General features: G+C 43.2%; 13 protein-coding genes. 1 reads left to right on the top strand and 12 read right to left on the bottom strand.

Features of this window, described 5'->3' with window-relative positions:
- Positions 1–106 precede the first annotated feature (106 nt).
- Positions 107–2971 (bottom strand): IPT/TIG domain-containing protein, encoded by a 2865-nt coding sequence (locus FU659_RS05735; protein WP_147946677.1) that lies wholly within the window; start codon positions 2969–2971, stop codon positions 107–109.
- 36 nt (positions 2972–3007) lie between these two features.
- Positions 3008–6025, bottom strand: a complete 3018-nt coding sequence (locus FU659_RS05730; protein ID WP_147946676.1) for a glycosyl hydrolase — start codon at positions 6023–6025, stop codon at positions 3008–3010.
- Positions 6026–6311: 286 nt separating this feature from the next.
- On the opposite strand from FU659_RS05730, the gene FU659_RS05725 reads away from it, so the two are divergent.
- A complete protein-coding gene (locus FU659_RS05725) occupies positions 6312–7382 on the top strand; it encodes a LacI family DNA-binding transcriptional regulator (RefSeq protein ID WP_261807641.1) in 1071 nt (356 codons plus the stop codon).
- Between the two features lie 73 nt (positions 7383–7455).
- Here FU659_RS05725 and FU659_RS05720 read toward each other — a convergent pair whose 3' ends face one another.
- The 10 genes from FU659_RS05720 to FU659_RS05680 all read right to left on the bottom strand — a co-directional run bounded on the left by FU659_RS05720 (position 7456) and on the right by FU659_RS05680 (position 17059).
- The gene (locus tag FU659_RS05720; protein WP_147946674.1) at positions 7456–7734 is read right to left on the bottom strand and encodes a hypothetical protein; all 279 of its coding nucleotides are present in this window, start codon (positions 7732–7734) and stop codon (positions 7456–7458) included.
- 18 nt (positions 7735–7752) lie between these two features.
- Positions 7753–9033 carry an ArsB/NhaD family transporter gene (locus FU659_RS05715; RefSeq protein WP_147946673.1) on the bottom strand — a complete coding sequence of 427 codons (1281 nt, stop codon included), beginning with the start codon at positions 9031–9033 and terminating at the stop codon, positions 7753–7755.
- 222 nt (positions 9034–9255) lie between these two features.
- Entirely contained in the window at positions 9256–10053 is a 798-nt protein-coding gene (locus FU659_RS05710; protein WP_147946672.1) for a polysaccharide deacetylase family protein, read from the bottom strand.
- Between the two features lie 230 nt (positions 10054–10283).
- Positions 10284–10541, bottom strand: coding sequence for a hypothetical protein (locus tag FU659_RS35150; protein WP_187273923.1), 258 nt, complete (start codon positions 10539–10541; stop codon positions 10284–10286).
- 256 nt (positions 10542–10797) lie between these two features.
- Positions 10798–11838: a LacI family DNA-binding transcriptional regulator gene (locus FU659_RS05705; protein ID WP_147946671.1), complete on the bottom strand. Its 1041-nt coding sequence runs from the start codon at positions 11836–11838 to the stop codon at positions 10798–10800.
- 153 nt (positions 11839–11991) lie between these two features.
- The gene (locus FU659_RS05700) at positions 11992–13689 is read right to left on the bottom strand and encodes a methyl-accepting chemotaxis protein (RefSeq protein ID WP_147946670.1); all 1698 of its coding nucleotides are present in this window, start codon (positions 13687–13689) and stop codon (positions 11992–11994) included.
- 175 nt (positions 13690–13864) lie between these two features.
- The gene (locus FU659_RS05695) at positions 13865–14401 is read right to left on the bottom strand and encodes a Gfo/Idh/MocA family protein (RefSeq protein ID WP_147946669.1); all 537 of its coding nucleotides are present in this window, start codon (positions 14399–14401) and stop codon (positions 13865–13867) included.
- Positions 14401–14940, bottom strand: a complete 540-nt coding sequence (locus tag FU659_RS05690) for a Gfo/Idh/MocA family protein (RefSeq protein ID WP_187273922.1) — start codon at positions 14938–14940, stop codon at positions 14401–14403. The genes FU659_RS05695 and FU659_RS05690 overlap by 1 nt, the downstream gene beginning before the upstream one ends.
- An 82-nt stretch (positions 14941–15022) precedes the next feature.
- Positions 15023–16537: a tripartite tricarboxylate transporter permease gene (locus FU659_RS05685; protein WP_147946667.1), complete on the bottom strand. Its 1515-nt coding sequence runs from the start codon at positions 16535–16537 to the stop codon at positions 15023–15025.
- An 18-nt stretch (positions 16538–16555) separates the two neighbouring features.
- Complete coding sequence (locus FU659_RS05680) at positions 16556–17059, bottom strand: tripartite tricarboxylate transporter TctB family protein (RefSeq protein WP_147946666.1); 504 nt, start codon at positions 17057–17059, stop codon at positions 16556–16558.
- Between the last annotated feature and the right edge of the window lie 5 nt (positions 17060–17064).

The following is a 17064-nucleotide window of genomic DNA, read 5'->3' as shown; positions in this document are numbered from 1 at the left end:
GTCGCATTCTATTCCGCCAACAGCATGAATCAAAAGGAACAAAAAAAGGGAAACAACAGGATATTAAAATCCTTGCTGCTTCCCCTTTATAAATCTGCTTAAAGGTTTAATTAAATGGAATGCTGACCGTAGATTGCTGACCGTTTGCACTGCTGGCATTCGTACGCAGCGTGGTGCTCGTGCTGCCAATCGCATTCCAAACCTTTATCTGAACTTTTCCATTGACTAAATTGGCAAAGCTGCCGACAGCAGATTTCAGTCCTTGGTTTTGCGTATAGTTTTCCCAATCTGCTACCGGATTTGTAGCAAAATAATTAAAAGTTTCCGTACGATCCCATACGCCATGTCCCGTGAAATCATACTGCACTTGTACCTGCACCCCATCCCCCGCATTGGCCCCTGCGTCGACAAATAAATTGAAGGCAGTTGCCTTCGATGTATCATAGGTGCCATTTAATCCGGTAATCAGGTAGGTTGTGGCATTCGTTGGTGTTCCATCATGATTCACTCCGCCGGCACTTGCAATCGTATCCGTTGTTGCGCCAGTTCCTGCCGATCCACTAAGAACTCCGCCCGTATTCACATACAGCGTAGAACCTGTTCCACCGCCACCGCTGCTCGTTACCAAAAATGTTGGACTGTTGCTTGCTGTTCCATTTACTGTTGCGACCACATTGTAGCTGCCCGCGGTTAGACCGGTCGGCACAACCGCAGTGATCGACGAACTTGACCAGTTGGTTACTGACGCTGACGCTGTTCCGAATTTCAAGGTTGAGCTTCCTTGGGCTGCGCCAAGGTTGGAACCGCTTATCGTAATACTTGTTCCAATCGGTCCCGAAGTCGGGCTCAAGCTTGAGATGGAAGGAGCTGTGCTACCGCTACTACCTACAAATGTATAAGCATACTGCCCCGTTTCTGGCTGCTGAATTCCGTTCTTCGTGTACGTAACCGTATAGGTGACTTGATTACCTCCACTTAGTGGTGAGATGCTGTAGATCCATGACCCGTTCCCGGCATCGGTCATCAGTACGTTCTGTTGTGCGCCTCCAAACAAAGCCGTGGATTGAAAATGGAGTATCGGTTGATTAGAAACCGTTGTCGGAGTAAAGATGATTTTCAACGTGTTACTATTCGTTTCTGTTGTGCTTTGCGTAAAGTTCCCAACCGCCGAAGTAACGGTAAACGCGACCGCGTTACTTGTGCCTGAACCGTTAGCGACCGTCACATTTACGCTGCCGTTTGCTAATCCCGTCGGCACGGTTACTTGAATAGACGTATTACTCCAACTAGTCACGACAGCTGCCGTTGTGCCAAATTTAACCGTCGAGGTTCCTTGTGTGCTGCCAAAGTTCGTTCCTGCTATGGTTATGCTCGCCCCAACAGCACCGGAAGTTGGACTTAAACCCGATATGGAAGGTATTGTTGTCGGTGAAGTCACCGTAAAGGATTGCGAGTTGCTGGCTGTTCCCCCCACCGTCGCGACAACATTATAAGCCCCTGCAGTCAGACCCGTTGGTACAGTTGCTGTAATCGACGTGTTCGACCAGCCGGTAACGGACGCTGCTGCCGTTCCGAACTTCACGGTAGAAGTACCTTGTGTAGCTCCAAAGCCTGAGCCGCTAATCGTGACCGTGCTTCCTGTTGGACCAGCCGTCGGATTGATGCCGCTCATCGTTAGACTGGTGGTTCCTGTCAAATATTGTGCTGTAAATGGATTATATCGAGCAATAGCGATGATAAGCCATCCTGTACTGGAAACACAGTTCTCCTGTTTCATTCTCCAATAGTTATTGTTCGAGCCATTTAAGGAATATGGCAATCCGCCAAGCAAAGTTCCGCTGGTTCCTTGCTTCTTAATCAATTCATTCAATATGGAATCTGCTTTAGCTGTATTGCCGTTCATATAATGAGCTAAAGACATAAATGCCGAGCCTTCCAGCCAAATGTCCGCACATTTTGTGCCGTTCGGCTGTCCCGTTTGTGTAAATGCCGGAGCACAATCGTATTCCCAATCGAAATCATAAGCCGTCATCATATGTCCCTGACCATCATAGTCAAGGGTCTGGACATACTTGGGGTCCGTCACAGTTCCTACTCCATTGGCATTATCCACATAGGCAAGCGATTGCTTATAATCTCTAGTACCTGTTAAGCCCAAAGACAGCACACCCCATGGGTTAACATCCATCGGCACTAAAGGATCGAGCAAATTCGTGTTGTTCTTCCATCCCCCGTTCCAACGCTTCAGCGTATCGTTCCAAACTACATTATCCAAAAAGCTCTTAACGCCTGATGCCGTATTATTATAAGCGGTTGTACGGTCTGGAAACACGTTGGCATAATACTTTAACAGATTATACATGTCTTCGTTATGCTCCGTGGAAGTCCACACTTCATCGGTCATGGCAGGAAACGCATCCCATTGTGTCTTGCCGCCCGAAATACCGCCATTGGTCTTTTGAAAAGCGATGCACCAATCCAGTGCTTTTTTTACCGTGGATTGATACCTCGTATCGCCATATTTTTTCTCATAGGTCATATAAGCCATCGTCATCCATGCGATTACCCCGACATGCTGACGAATTTCTTCACCTGAGCCATTAATCCACCAGTAAGAGTTAATCCACGAACCATTAGGATCTTGAAAAGCAGCCATTTTGGTTAATAGCTTCTCTGCGCGGGTGCGGTCTCCTTTGAGCATAAAGGCAATAGCCGCAACACCCTGGTCATACGTATAGGCAACCTGCACACGATTCGTGGCATCCCACCAATCATCAAAACTATCAACCATGCCATCGCCAGCAGAACCTATCGTTAAATCCTGCTGCGCCTTTAACCATGCATACGCATCATCTGATGCGGCTGATAGCGTTGTTGCCGCATTCGCGCCCAAGGCTGCTGGAAAAAACATCGTCAAACACAATAAAACGGATAAGAATAAACGAACGTACTTCCGCTTTCTAAGCTTCATCTACAATTCACACACCTTTATTCTGGAATTTTCCTTTTAATTAAAAGGAATAGTAATGACAGATTGCTGTCCATTTGCACTGCTCGCATTTGTTCGCAAAGTTGTACTCGTACTACCAATTGCATTCCAAACTTTGATCTGAACATTACCGTTGACTAAATTGGCAAAGCTACCCACAGCAGATTTCAGTCCTTGGCTTTGCATGTAATTTTCCCAATCTATGACCGGATTCGTGGCAAAGTAATTGTAGGTCTCGGTCCGGTCCCAGATGCCATGTCCCGTAAAATCATACTGTACTTGTACTTGTACCCCATCTCCCACGTTGGTACCCGCATCGATAAATAAATTAAACCCTGTTGCTTTTGTCGCATCATAGGTACCATTCAAGCCTGTGATCAGATAGGTTACCGCATTCGTCGGCGTCCCATCATAGTTGACTCCTCCTGCACTTGCAATTGTATTCGTTGTTGCACCGGTTCCCTCTGTTTTACTAAGAACTCCGCCGGAATTCACGTAAAGCTTTGAAACTGCTCCTCCGCTTCCGCCGCTCGTTACCGAAAATACCTGACTGTTGCTGGCAATTCCACTTACGGTTGCTATCACATTGTAACTTCCTATCGCTAGGCCGGTGGGTACAGTTGCAGTAATCGATGTATTAGACCAGCTGGACACTGCCGCTGATGTTGTACCGAATTTTAATGTCGAGGCTCCTTGCGCTGCTCCAAAGTTAGACCCGCTTATCGTCACACTGGTTCCTGTCGGTCCAGAGGTAGGATTTAAGCTAGTAATCGTAGGGTTCGTGCTCGCACCGATGGTAGAAACTATTTGTCCTGCCGGTACGCTCAGCGTTTTTCCATCTGAGAAGGTTACCGTAACGGCGGTAGTTCCCGCATTGTAAGCCACATAGTTACGTACAGTTCCTTTCTTGAACACACCATAGGTCGGAATATTTGCCGTAACAGATACGTCCACCTGTCCTAAGGCCTCCATATTGTATATGAAGCTGTACGTATGTGCCTTGCTTTCGCCATCTTCCGGCACATAATTCGGATTCGCATTGTACAGACTTATCGCCCCTGGCGCATCATAAAGCGATTGGTATTCCCATAAAATATCCGGCCAGCTGGTCCAATTATTGGAGCCAAATTCGGTTTTCAACTGATTGATGAACGAACTCGAATAGGTCGGATTATAACCTAAATAAGCAGAAGCACCGGTGACCGGGAGGATGTTGATGCCGCGAATTTTTTGGGGATCTGCCGAAAACCATGTGGCATAAACAGATTTCCCACCCCAAATCATGGAGGAATAATTATGATTGTAGCCTGCTTTGAAATTCGTATTATTGATATTGAACCAGTATTCATTTACCGCATTGGTCTCTGTCGTATACAAATAGATGCCTAAATCCCGAATGGTTGTATTCCCCGTGTCTTGACCCCAAAGAATTAAGCCTTCCCAAGCATTAATGCCCTCCGAAGAAGATTCATTATTGTTGCCGTCTGCAAATTTGGCATCTCCGGATGCCCAAGAGTGCCCGGCATAAGGATCAAAGTTCCGCAAATAGGGGAAACGTGTATCCGTGCGATCCCAGTTCGCGATATCTTTTATCAACAAATTCACCATCCCGCCCCAATTCGCTTGGGATGCCCAGGACGGATTATTCCTGGCTACTTCCGCTGCAGCGCGAATCCAATACCCGTAATGAAAGTGATGATCGTTCAATGAAGTATCGGATCCGTAGCTGGCTGGATAACCAATTAAGGTGCCCCAGTTAGCATCGTAATAAAATAGGTTGTTAGTCTTTCCTGCCGCTGTAAAATTGGCACTAAGCGTATTTTCTAAATAAGATTCAAAATTATTTGATGCCGTCGTGTTTCCAATTTGCTGCGAAATAGGAAGCAGGTTAGCAATACGTCCCAAATACTTGCCTAACCAATACGTATCTGTTGCTCCAACTGTATGGTTAGCTTCATTTTTCACCGCATCGACCAAGGTTGATAGTGTTGCAGCATTATAACTTCCCACAGCGGGCAATGCAGCCAAAACCCCATTATAGGTTAAACTTGTCGTAAAGGACGAACCTGTAATCGTTTTCATCAGTCCTCGAACACTATCATAGGTGTAGGGCGAAAAGGACTGAGCGGTATTATTCCATTGAGCCGGGTATAAAGCCAAGATAGTTCCTGTTTGAGTCCCTTCCATGGCTTGTGTAGTTACCGAATAGGTCGTGTTTACTTTACTCGCTGATGCATCGTAAGCATAATTGGCTTGTGTGTTCGTCACGAAGGAGTAGCCATACGTTTTAAAAGCAGCTAACGTCGCAGCTGTATTATCCGGCAGCAAGGCAACGGAGAAATAGGTTTTGCCTGCCAAGCTATTGGTCAAAGTTGTGCTTCCTATGCCTGCCCAAGTCGACCCTGTAGGTCCAAACAAAGCATAATGATGTCCGTTCACAGTAACGCCCAATACTGCAGATGAGGCACTTCCCGACCATACGGTCGGAACTGAGCTAAAAGTTAGCTTAGGTGTTCCGCCTGCATAAGTACTGTAGATAAAAGGCAATCCATGCCCTGTTGTCACACGCATAGAGCCTCCGGCCCCATTGTTCCAAAGCATAGAGACCGTCCAATCTGAATACCCGTCTACCTTCGTTTCTGGAAAGGTGCCTGTAGCCGTAGATCCCAATGTAAAATCATTGGCATAGGCGCCAAATATCGCATCTCCGGATGCGGATTGAACAGGATAACTGACTCCTAATCCACTCGCGCCGGCTACTACGCCAAATGGATGCGGAAACATAACGTCCGAATATTGAGCCCAGGCTAATGAACTCCACCAATCGTTGGTTGGCATGGCCCCAGTAACATTCGCAGTCTTGTAAATGGTTCCTTGAGGAGCCACCGCACCTGAAGGAAGTGTTGTCGTATAACTCCCTGCGCCAACGTTTATTGTTGCGGCAGATGCGATCCCCGCAAATGAACAAAGCATGCAAAATATGAGTAGTGTAGCCAAACAAATGGACACTAACTTTTTGCTTCGAGTGTGCATCATTCTACCTCCTTTTTTCGTGTAAAACCTAGAAATCGGTATTTCTCAAGACTGCAAGCTTTATCACACCTCCCCTTATCCTTCAATTCCTATAAACCTTGCTGCAAACAAATGAATAACCGATTCGTAACGGTACTATTACGGAAAAAAGACAGTGTTTAGCAAACCATTACGAAAGCGCTTTCGTAATTTACGATACTACAAATATTACCATTTTTCAATGCTTTCACAAATATTTTTTCGAGTTCAGAAAGCGCCTTCAACTACAGTGTGTTATGATAAAAATAAAATGATGACTACAGTAATCAATCGAGGTGTGCTCTTCATTATGACAACCATCTACGAAATTGCTAAACATGCCGGTGTATCCATTTCAACAGTTTCTAAAGCATTAAATGGCTATTCAGATATTAGTCCCAAAACACGCGCGAAAATTCAAGAAATCATAAAAGAACTTAATTTTCACCCTAATGCCACTGCAAGAGGCTTAGCAACGAAACGTTCCTATATGATCGGCGCTTTTTTCCAGGATGATCTGAATTACGGATTTTTCCATCCATTCTTACACATTCTTTTAGAAAACTTTAAAGATACGATTGGCAGAAATGGCTATGACATTGTTTTTTTTACAAATACGGTTACACATGGCGGACCTTATCATTATGAAGCCCGAGCCAAGCATAGAAATGTAGATGGCGTTCTGCTATTGGGCATTCATAAAGATGATCCTCATTTAATGTCGTTACTAAAAAGTAAAATCCCCACCATCTCGATTGACATGGATTTGACCGGACCCAGAGTGAGCTATTTAACCTCCGATAATAAGGGTGGAGCTGTATGTGCCGTCGAACATTTAGTCGATTTAGGCCATAGACGAATTGGTTTCATCGGAGATTGCTTTTCCACTCAAGTAGGTCAGGAGCGATTCTTAGGATACCAACAAACTTTACAAAAATACGACTTACCTTCACAACCCGAGTGGATTGCACAAGGAAACTTCAGCGAGGAAAGCGGTTATTCCGTGGCCAAAAGTATGCTTCAAGCGCATATGTCTCCAACAGCTATTTTTTGTGTTTCAGATTTAATGGCAATCGGTGCTATGAAAGCTGTACGGGATCTTGGCTTGCAAGTCGGTGTTGATGTCTCCATTGTTGGATTTGATGATATTGCTATGGCCAGCAATGTTAATCCCCCTTTAACCACGATTCGTCAAAATAAAGAGGAAATGGGAACACGCGCCGCTCTGGCCTTGGTGGATTTAATTGAAAAAGAAGAACATAAACCTTCTGCTTTTTCCATCAAAACAGAACTCATCATTCGTGAAAGTACTGGCGTTGTTAGAGCAGAGTTTAGCCGTTAAAATAAAGAGCCTGTCACAACGCATGCTGCTGGATGCAGCCATGCGTTGGTGACAGGCTCTTCTATTCCGTTGCTTAGTTCCAAGTTACGCTAATTAACAACCGATGTTTCATGAGAGAAAGGATAAAATCAGCATAAAAGTCTTGTCTGACAATGAATTGATATTCATGATTCATGTAAGCATAGAACAAAACGTCCGTTACTACGTGATTATGATTGAAATCATGCTGGATCTCCTTAATCCTAGTGTCCAAAGATCCCTCTCCGATGACACGAATGCGGAAATCAACATCATTGCCGTTTGCCGTTTCACTGATTTCAATTTCTTTGTCATTATACGTATAAGTTAACATAAAACATCCATCCCCCTCCTACATCAAATATCTAAAGTAAATATAAAAGCTTGAAAGAACGATCGAAAGGATCATTAACGGAAACCCGATTTTCAAGTACTTAATAAAAGTAATCGGGTAACCCTCTTTACTCGCCATTCCCGCAACGATTAAATTAGCACTCGCGCCAATTAGTGTGCCATTGCCACCTAGACAAGCCCCCAAAGCAAGACTCCACCACAACGGTTCCAAGTTGCTAACACCCATATTCCCCATCTCATGAATCATTGGAATCATCGTTGCCACGAAAGGAATATTATCAAGAAATGCCGAAGCTATCGCACTAAGCCATAGAATCAGCATCGAAGTTGCAACTACATTTCCTCCGGTTAATTCAATTGCTTGTGCAGCCAATTTCGCTATTACGCCAGTTTCCACCAATCCGGATACAAGAACAAACAATCCGACAAAGAAAAATAACGTCGTCCACTCCACACTTTGAAAGGCATGTTCCAGCATGTGTTCACCAGTCAAAATAAGCAGCAAAAAAGCACCTGTTAACGCAACTGTAGCTGATTCTAAGTGAATACTCTGATGCAGGAAAAACCCTACAATCGTAATACCAAGAACGATCAGACATTTTCTTAAGAGCTTGTGATCAGTAATCACAGCGCTTTCATCCATATCCATAATACTTCGCTGAAGTTCGGGCGTTGACTTGATCTGTTTCCCGAATAGAAGAATAAACAAAGGCACATAAGCTAGCATAATTATAATGGCAATAGGCGTCAAATTACTAATAAACGCCATAAATGTGAGTTCTTTGGCGGAGCTCCCTATCATAATATTGGGTGGATCACCAATTAAGGTAGCTGTTCCACCTACATTAGATGCTATGATTTGAGTAATAAGAAACGGTATTGGATTGACACGTAATTGTCTTGTAATGCTCAAAGTAACAGGAACCATCAGAAGTACGGTCGTAACGTTATCCAAAAACGCAGAACTAACCGCTGTGATGATCACCAAAGCTACCATGATTCTTTTTGGATTGCCTTTTGCCATTTTTGCAGCCTTAAGAGCTACATATTTGAAAAGGCCTGTCTCTGCTGTTACGCCTACAATAATCATCATGCCAATGAGTAGACCGAGTGTATTGAAATCAATGTGATGCAAGGCTGTTTCTTGATCGACAATGCCTAGGAGGATCATCAATACTGCACCAATCATGGCGATGATCGTACGATGAATTTTCTCCGAAATGATAATTCCATAAATAAGTAAGAAAATGCCGATTGCCCAAATTGCCTGTTGTTCCATAGTTCCTCCTTTGTTAGTACCATACTCATTCCAAATAACTAGTCTTTATGCGTAAAAAAGACAAAAAGAGCCCGTTGGTGACAGGCTCCTCCTAAAAAAACATATGCTTTTAAAGCAAATATACATGGTTCTCAAGCCGAAGTAAAGAGATTTTTGAGTCTTGCGAAGGTCTAAAAAAAGAGGAATTAACGTTATACTCATTCGTCAATTCCTCTCCTATGGTCAAAGCTTCTTTTGTTCTCCGCTTTTCACTTCCTTCAATTGACCGTCAACACTCAGCCAGACGCTGAGCGCAGTCGGGTTGTAAACGAAATCCAGTGCTGCAGAAAATTTTAGCTGCTCGAACGCTTTTGTATAATCAACAATCTCAATATTAGTTGCATACCAGATCTCGGATCTCCCACCGACAAACGTACAGAATTCCTCGATCAGTTCCCAATTGTTGTCGTTATCAAACTCATAGCTGTGCCCCCAAACATACATAAGGTTCAAATACTGCGTCTTGTGCGAATTGATAAACGTTTCCGCATGCTGCATCAAATCGTGATTGTGATGACACGTAGGCTGCCATTCCAGCCAATTATCAGGCATTCCGAAATGGCCAGAGCCAGAAACAACTCTTGCGTATTCCATGCCCAGCCCTGGCAGTATATCTTGAATGCGGCGGTTGTAGGAACCGTTCGGATAAGACATGCCCCTTACCGTGTAGCCGACGATCCGTTCCAGATTCCTACGATCTTCCACAACTTCGTGAACAATTTGTTCGTTGGGACACCGAGCGATAGTCGGATGAGTCCATGTATGCGCCGATACCTCATGTCCTAGATAGAGTGACCTTACCTCTTCCTCCCCCAATCGATCAGGACTGTGGAATAAACCGGAATTGATATGGAAGGTACCCTTTATTCCGTTTCGGTTGAATATGTCTACCAGCCTTTTGTCGGCAGTCCTCCCGTCATCGTAGCTCATTGTAAGTGCTTTGTGCTTTCCCCCGGGATAGCACATTAATATCTGGGGCAATTTCAGTTCCTCCTTAGTTATGAATTGTCATGGGGCATAAACCTTCTTGCTAACTAAATAATACCATTCAGACGCAATAAAATGCCAATTGTCAAACCATTTCAAGACATGTACCGCGTAGGATCTATCGATTTCCAGTCCAGACAAAACAGGATAGAAAGCCGCAAATAACATCATGACAACGCCTAGATATGCATAAGTCCAACCTTGTGTGACGCGGTTGTTCCTCCTTATTCATCCAATGAGTAAGCGATTCGCAGCTTTCCATCACCGATGCCGCCAAACCATATCACTTTTTCGAGAAGCTTCGCTTCCCCAAAATCAGCGTCGAAGCTTTCCCCTTCTATGGAGGGTTTCCATGCCGTTTTGGGCGAATCCATATCCCCAAGTTGATAAAAGGCCACATCAGAATAAATTAAAGTTAACAGAATTATCAGCCATGTATCTCTCTTCGTAAGCTTCGTTTCTTTGTGTATGTCAATTTCCACCTTTCGGTCAATTTAGGAAGTTATCAATGAAAGCGTGTTCATTTTGAAATATTTTGTACTCACCTACCTTCGCAATGCTTTATGAAACGAATATCTCCATCTTATGATAAGTTGTTCTTATCTGCGATGTTGCTTGTTATGTAAATTAGTCGTTTTTTACGATTTAAAATCGACAGAAGCATTTTGGTCATTTGATCGCTACGGCTCTCTTATAAAGAGCCGTTCCATCTCATGAGTTCCAATGAAACCCCTCCTGCTAATTTATTTTTTTAACCGATTCGCCTGGCAACAACGCACAAGCTATTTTCTGTTGCTGCCAAGGCTCGTTATCGGTTTCCCCTAAAACGTTTTTAAGCAAGATTTCGGCAGCCGCAACTCCGATCTGCTGTTCAGACTGATCAATACATGTAAACTTCGGTACATTTAACTGAGTCCAACCTGGGGTGCCAATAATTACAGTAGAGATATCTTCCGGAATGCTTATCCCCTTCTCTCTTAATAACTGAACTCCCCCTTCGGCCATTGTATGATGCCCAAACACAACTGCGGTTACTTGTGAATCAAGCAGATTCTTCGTTAACCGATAACCCCAATCGACCCCAAGGTCACCTAATTGCATCCAATCGGCTTCGACCCGCAAACCATTTTCTTCCATTGCCGCGAGAAACCCCAATTTCCTCTCTTGGACGTTAATAAACGTATCCCAACCAATAAAACCGATACGGGTATGACCATGATCAATCAAGTGTTTGGCAGCCGTATATCCACAGTTCCAGTTATCGCAACCAACGAAATCATATTGATCAACACCAATTAAAGGCCTTTCCAAAATAACATAGGGTATGCCCAGGCTGCGTAAATGATCTGTGTTTTCAGTCCCTTGGATGGTTGGGCTTATGATGAGTCCGTCCACACGCTGTTCAATCATTTTTTTAATAATTTCCCGTTCTCTCTGTATATCATCTACAGTTGTACTAATGGAAATAAAGTATCCGCGACTTCGCGCGACTTCCTCAATGACAACAACGATACGGGTAAAAAAAGGATTATCGAACTGTGGGACCAGTACGGAAATAATTCCACGTTCTTTGCCTTTTAAGCTGCTGGCTACGGCGCTTTTCATATAATTTAGTTCCTTAGCAGCCTGAATTACCCGTTCCTTTAACTCTGAACTGACATAACGTTTATTAGAATCATTGAGAATATAAGATACAGTGGCGATGGATGTCTCTGCCAACTTGGCTACGTCGTTAAGGGTTGCATATTTCTTTTTTTTGGGCTTTTCCATTAAAACCATCACTCTCTCTCCTTAAAAAGCAGGTAAACGTTTACTTTTCAATTGAATAACTAATATATTCTGATACTTAAGTCAAATATATGAATATATGGTAGGCAAACGTTTGATAATGTTAATTTTAGGGATCTTTCAAGTTGAAGTCAAGATGAATACTTACACTTTGAATTTTCTAACTAACGCTTGAAGTTCTTCTGCCATATTAGCAAGGAAGATAGCGGAAGAAGAGAGTTCTTCCATGGAAGCTAGTTGTTCCTGAGATGCACCTGAAACGTTCTGTGTACCTGCTGCGGATTCTTCGGACAATTGTGAAACGCTTTTAATTGAATGGACAACTTCTAGCGCGCTGGCTGCCATCTGTTCGACGGCCGCAGAAACTTCTTGAATTTGGCCCGAAACGCCATTTACGGATAATTGAATCTGCCCAAATGACTTGCCCGCTTGATCAATAACATTCGTTCCTTCATTTGTTTCAATAAGCGTCTTTTCCATAGAAATCATTGCTTTATTGGTTTCACTGTGTATGGTATGAATCAATTCTGTAATTTTTTGGGCCGAGGAATCCGATTGCTGCGCGAGTTTCTTTACCTCATTCGCCACTACCGCAAATCCCCTACCTTGATCGCCAGCACGTGAGGCTTCTATAGCCGCATTAATGGCTAATAAATGGGTTTGAGATGATATTTCTGTAATTTCTGAAGCAATTTGATCAATTTCATAGGAACGTTCATCGAGGATATGGATGATTTCCGCTAAATCATGGATCGATTTCTTAATAAAATTCATTTGATCTATCACAATTTGTATCGCTTGATTGCCCGAAAAAGCCATTTCTGAAGAGGCGTTGGACGCACTGGCAACCTCCTGAATATTGGCAGCAATTTGCTGAATGCCTAAAGACATTTCCGTGATCGTTGTAACACTTTCATGTAAAGTTAATACTTGTTTTTCAGATCTGGAGGCCATTTCCTGCATACTATGAGCGATACGTTCAGTTGATCGCCCGGTTTGTTGAGAACACACGGTTAATTGTTCGGAAGAAGAAACGATCTGATTTGAAGATGAACTTACTTGTTGCACCATCACCCGAAGATTATTGATCATTTGATTAAAATAGTTGGCTAAATCACCGATTTCATCTTTGGCATTAACCTGAATTTGCTTGGTAAGATCTCCTTCGCCTTCAGCAATTTCCCTTAATTGTCTATTTACTTGACGTACAGGTTTGACTATTTTCCCAGAAATGATCAAAGCAAGAGCGATTCCAATGAAAAACGTCAACCCTATCACGGTCATATTGAATCTTCCGACAAAGGACTTGAACGTAACAATAGCGCTTTCTTGATTTGAAATCACTGCGGTTAGCCCATCGTTATATGCAAGTAAAGAGTTAATAACTGGATCGAAAGGAACCTCAGTATACATAGATTGGGCTTTTTGAGTTCCCTTATTTGGAACTGCTCTAAAGGCCGCGTCAATTCCTTGCAAATATCTATTCCATTCATAGTCAAAAGCTGTTATTGATTTCAATTGCTCATTATTATGAAAATGACCTTTAATAATAAGCTTTAATTGATCGGATACATCTTCTGTATCTTTTTCAAATAAGGCTAAATATTTTTTCTTCCCCTCTTCCGTTGCACTCATTAAGTACCTACCGCCATCATCATTCGTACTGCGGACTAAATAATTGATTTTTTGAAGAACGGATTGTTCATTTTTACTTGCTGTAATTTCGTCCATTAGTTTGTTAACGCTAGCTTGTATCCACATATTGCATAGAATAGCGATTAAAAATAAAACCGAGAGAGTCAAAAATCCTAAAATAAGCTTTGAGCGTATTGTAATTTTCATGTTGTTTGCCCCCTTTTATAAAATGTCACTACATGTATAAGCCTTCCTTAAAAAAAAGCCGATAACTCACTACCAAGCATAGTGGGTTGTCGGCCTTTCTGTTCTAGTACATTTATAATAAATCTGTACCTAATTTTATAAATCCACTAGGTAAACGTTTACTCAATAATGATAATTAGTTAGTCACTGTGACTTGCTGGGAAAGTGTGACAGAAGATCCCGTACGTGCAGACTCGTAAATAGCCAAGATAATTTCCAACGGTTTATAGCCCTCTTCCCCATTAATAACCGGTTCGCGATTTTCTTCAATAGCTTCGATCATGTCATTCATCTGTTTAATATGACCTGTTCCTTCAACTGCTCCGGGGTCTCCAGCCGTTGTTGCTCCTCTTGTATTCATGGAAATGTTAGGCTTCTCGTTAAGATCTTCTTCGCCCTTTTCAGACTTTAATTTTCTAAATACGAGCTCATCCCCATCTATCACAGCACTACCGTCTTGACCAAATATTTCAATACGAGCTGTAAGACCCGGATAAGCGCAAGTGGTGGCTACAAGTGTACCAATAGCCCCATTGCGAAAACGTAAAGTTGCTACAGCTGCGTCTTCGACTTCAATCCGTTCATGACCCAACGTTTCACAATGCGCATATACACTTTCGACTGGTCCCATCAAATATTGCAAGACGTCAATCGTATGGACTCCTTGGTTCATTAATGCCCCACCCCGTCAAAAGCCCAGGTCCCACGCCAAGCCCCACTGTCATAATATTCCTGTGAACGATACCAGTTGATCGCAGCGGACCCCAACACTAATTTCCCAAACTTACCGCTTTCAATGTCCTGCTTCACTTGCTGAGTAGAAGGTTGCAAACGATGCTGTGAAATAACAGCCAATTTGACACCCGCTTGACGACATTCTTTAATCATTTCCAGAGCATTCTCTGCCGTAATGTCAATCGGCTTCTCCGTTATAATATGTTTTCCTGCACGGGCAGCCGCAATGGTGAACTTAGCGTGCATGCCGCTCGGCAAACATATATTTACGATATCCACATCCGGACGAGCGAGAACATCCTCTAAGTTGCAAGACCACTCACAACCATATTTTTCACCAAATTCACGGGCTTTTTCTTCACTTTGATCACAAATTACGACCAATTTCCCTTTATCCACATTTTCTAATCGCTGTGCATGCGTATGACCAATTACGCCGGCACCAATGATCGCAAAACCATATTGTTCTTTGCTCACTTCTCTGCTCCTCCTTGAAGAATGAATGACTCTGCCATCTCCTGACAAGGAATATGGACAGAATCCTCATTCTCTCTCTTTATTATTTCGCAGCGATGTTCTTCTTGTTTGGAAAACGCCCTTTTAGCTTTTTAAACACATTAAACTGTGCCAATACTAAAAGTAAAATGAAGGCTACTAAAATTAAGCACAGCGGTCTTGTAAATAAAGGCTCAAGACTACCCCCGGATAACATTAAGCCCCGTCTTAAATTCGTATCCGCCATCGGTCCGAGAACGACCCCAAGTAAAAACGGTGAAGCCGGAAATTTCATTTTGGCCATCAGCAACCCAATAATACCGAAAATAAACATCACATATACACTCGAAATCTTGTTATCGATAACGTACGAGCCTACTGCGCAAATAACGAAGATGACTGGCATCAGGATCCGCTTGTCGATCCGAAGCACTTTTACCGTAAATTTGGAGATTAGCAATCCCAAGATCAACATAACAAAAGCACTTGCTGTCAAATACAAGCTCATTGAGTAAATAAATCCCGGTGATTCGCTCATCATTAGAGGTCCTGGCCTTAAACCATGCAGCCACATAGCTGCAAGCAATACGGCCGAGGAAGTACTTCCCGGAATGGCCAAGGTCAATAACGGAATAATATGGCCTCCGATTGTGGAATTGATTCCTGTTTCTGCGGCGATGACACCTTCATAGGAACCTGTGCCGAATAGTTCTTTCTTTTTACTGCGGACTTTGGCAGCCCAGTACGACAGCCAGCCTGCCACGTCCTCTCCAACTCCGGGTACAAGCCCGATAAGAACTCCGATCACACCTGACCGAAATACCGTTGGCATATTTCCTTTCACGATGGATAAACCCTTTTTGACTCGCAGGTCGAGGACTTCAGTAGGTACCTTGATATGTTGTTTTTTAAATGAATTCACAATTTCAGGAAATCCGAACAAACCAATCATAATGGGAACCAGTGAAAGTCCTGCCATCATTTCCACGCTGCCAAAGGAAAAGCGCGGGTATGAGTTTATGCCGTCTAACCCGATTTGAGCTACGAATAAACCAAGCGCACCGGCGATCCATCCTTTTATTGAATCCCCGCCCGAAGTCAGACTGCCGCAAATGATAACCCCGAACAAGGCCAGTAAGAAAAATTCCCATGAACCGAACTTCAAAGAGATCGTCGAAAGCAGCGGGCTGAGCACCAAGACGCAAACAGCGCCGAACAATGTCCCGAGGAAAGCGGAGAAATTCCCGACAAAAATACCTAATCCGCCTTCCCCTCTCTGTCCGATCTTATAACCGTCAAGCGCTGTTGCCGCCGAAGCCGGCGTTCCCGGTATGTTCAGCAGAATGGCGGTTTGAACGCCACCCGATATGGCGCCGACATACACGCCGACTAAAGATAAAATAGCCGTCTCTGCGGAAACGCTATACGTTAAACCTGTCAAAAGAGCAATAGCCATCGTTGAGGTCAAACCAGGCAATACTCCCACTATCAGCCCAAAAAATACGGAAAGGACGAGTGTAATCAGGTTAATCGGCGACATCAGAGAGGATAAGGCTTCTAATGTATAATGCAATGTCATTTTGTTTACCTTCTCTCCTTAGGGTAAAGGAACTTTAAATATGATTTCAAAAAGAATGTATAAAGAAGCGCTTACGGATACAGAAATCAAGCTGATTTTCAAATAGGATCCTGCATTTATTACTTTCATCAAAAAAACCATAAAGATAATTGATGACAACAAAAACGGAAGCCTAGGTACAAGAACAAAAGAGTACACGGCAATAATTGCGATCCCTGATAACATAGCACGCGTATCTGTATCCTTGATGAATGGTCTAAACCATTCGCTTAGAGCACGTAAATTGCCCATGAAGCCTACACTTTTCATACTTTTAATAAATAACACAACCGTACATAACATCAGCATGCTTCCGATAATGATCGGCAGCAGTCCCGGTGATGAGTATACCGGACCTCCGACAGTTTTAATCATCTTCAAGCTATCCGCTATAATATAAACCGATAGCAGAAACAAACAGATTGATGTTATGAAATCCAGATGTTTAGGCGTTTCTCCTGTCGTGTCTGAGTTCTTCTCCATCTGCC

Origin of the sequence: Paenibacillus sp. N3.4 (assembly GCF_008017805.1) — a bacterium.
GTDB lineage: Bacteria > Bacillota > Bacilli > Paenibacillales > NBRC-103111 > Paenibacillus_E.
The sequence above is the reverse complement of the archived record's forward strand: the minus strand, read 5'-3'. Positions and strand labels throughout refer to the sequence as shown.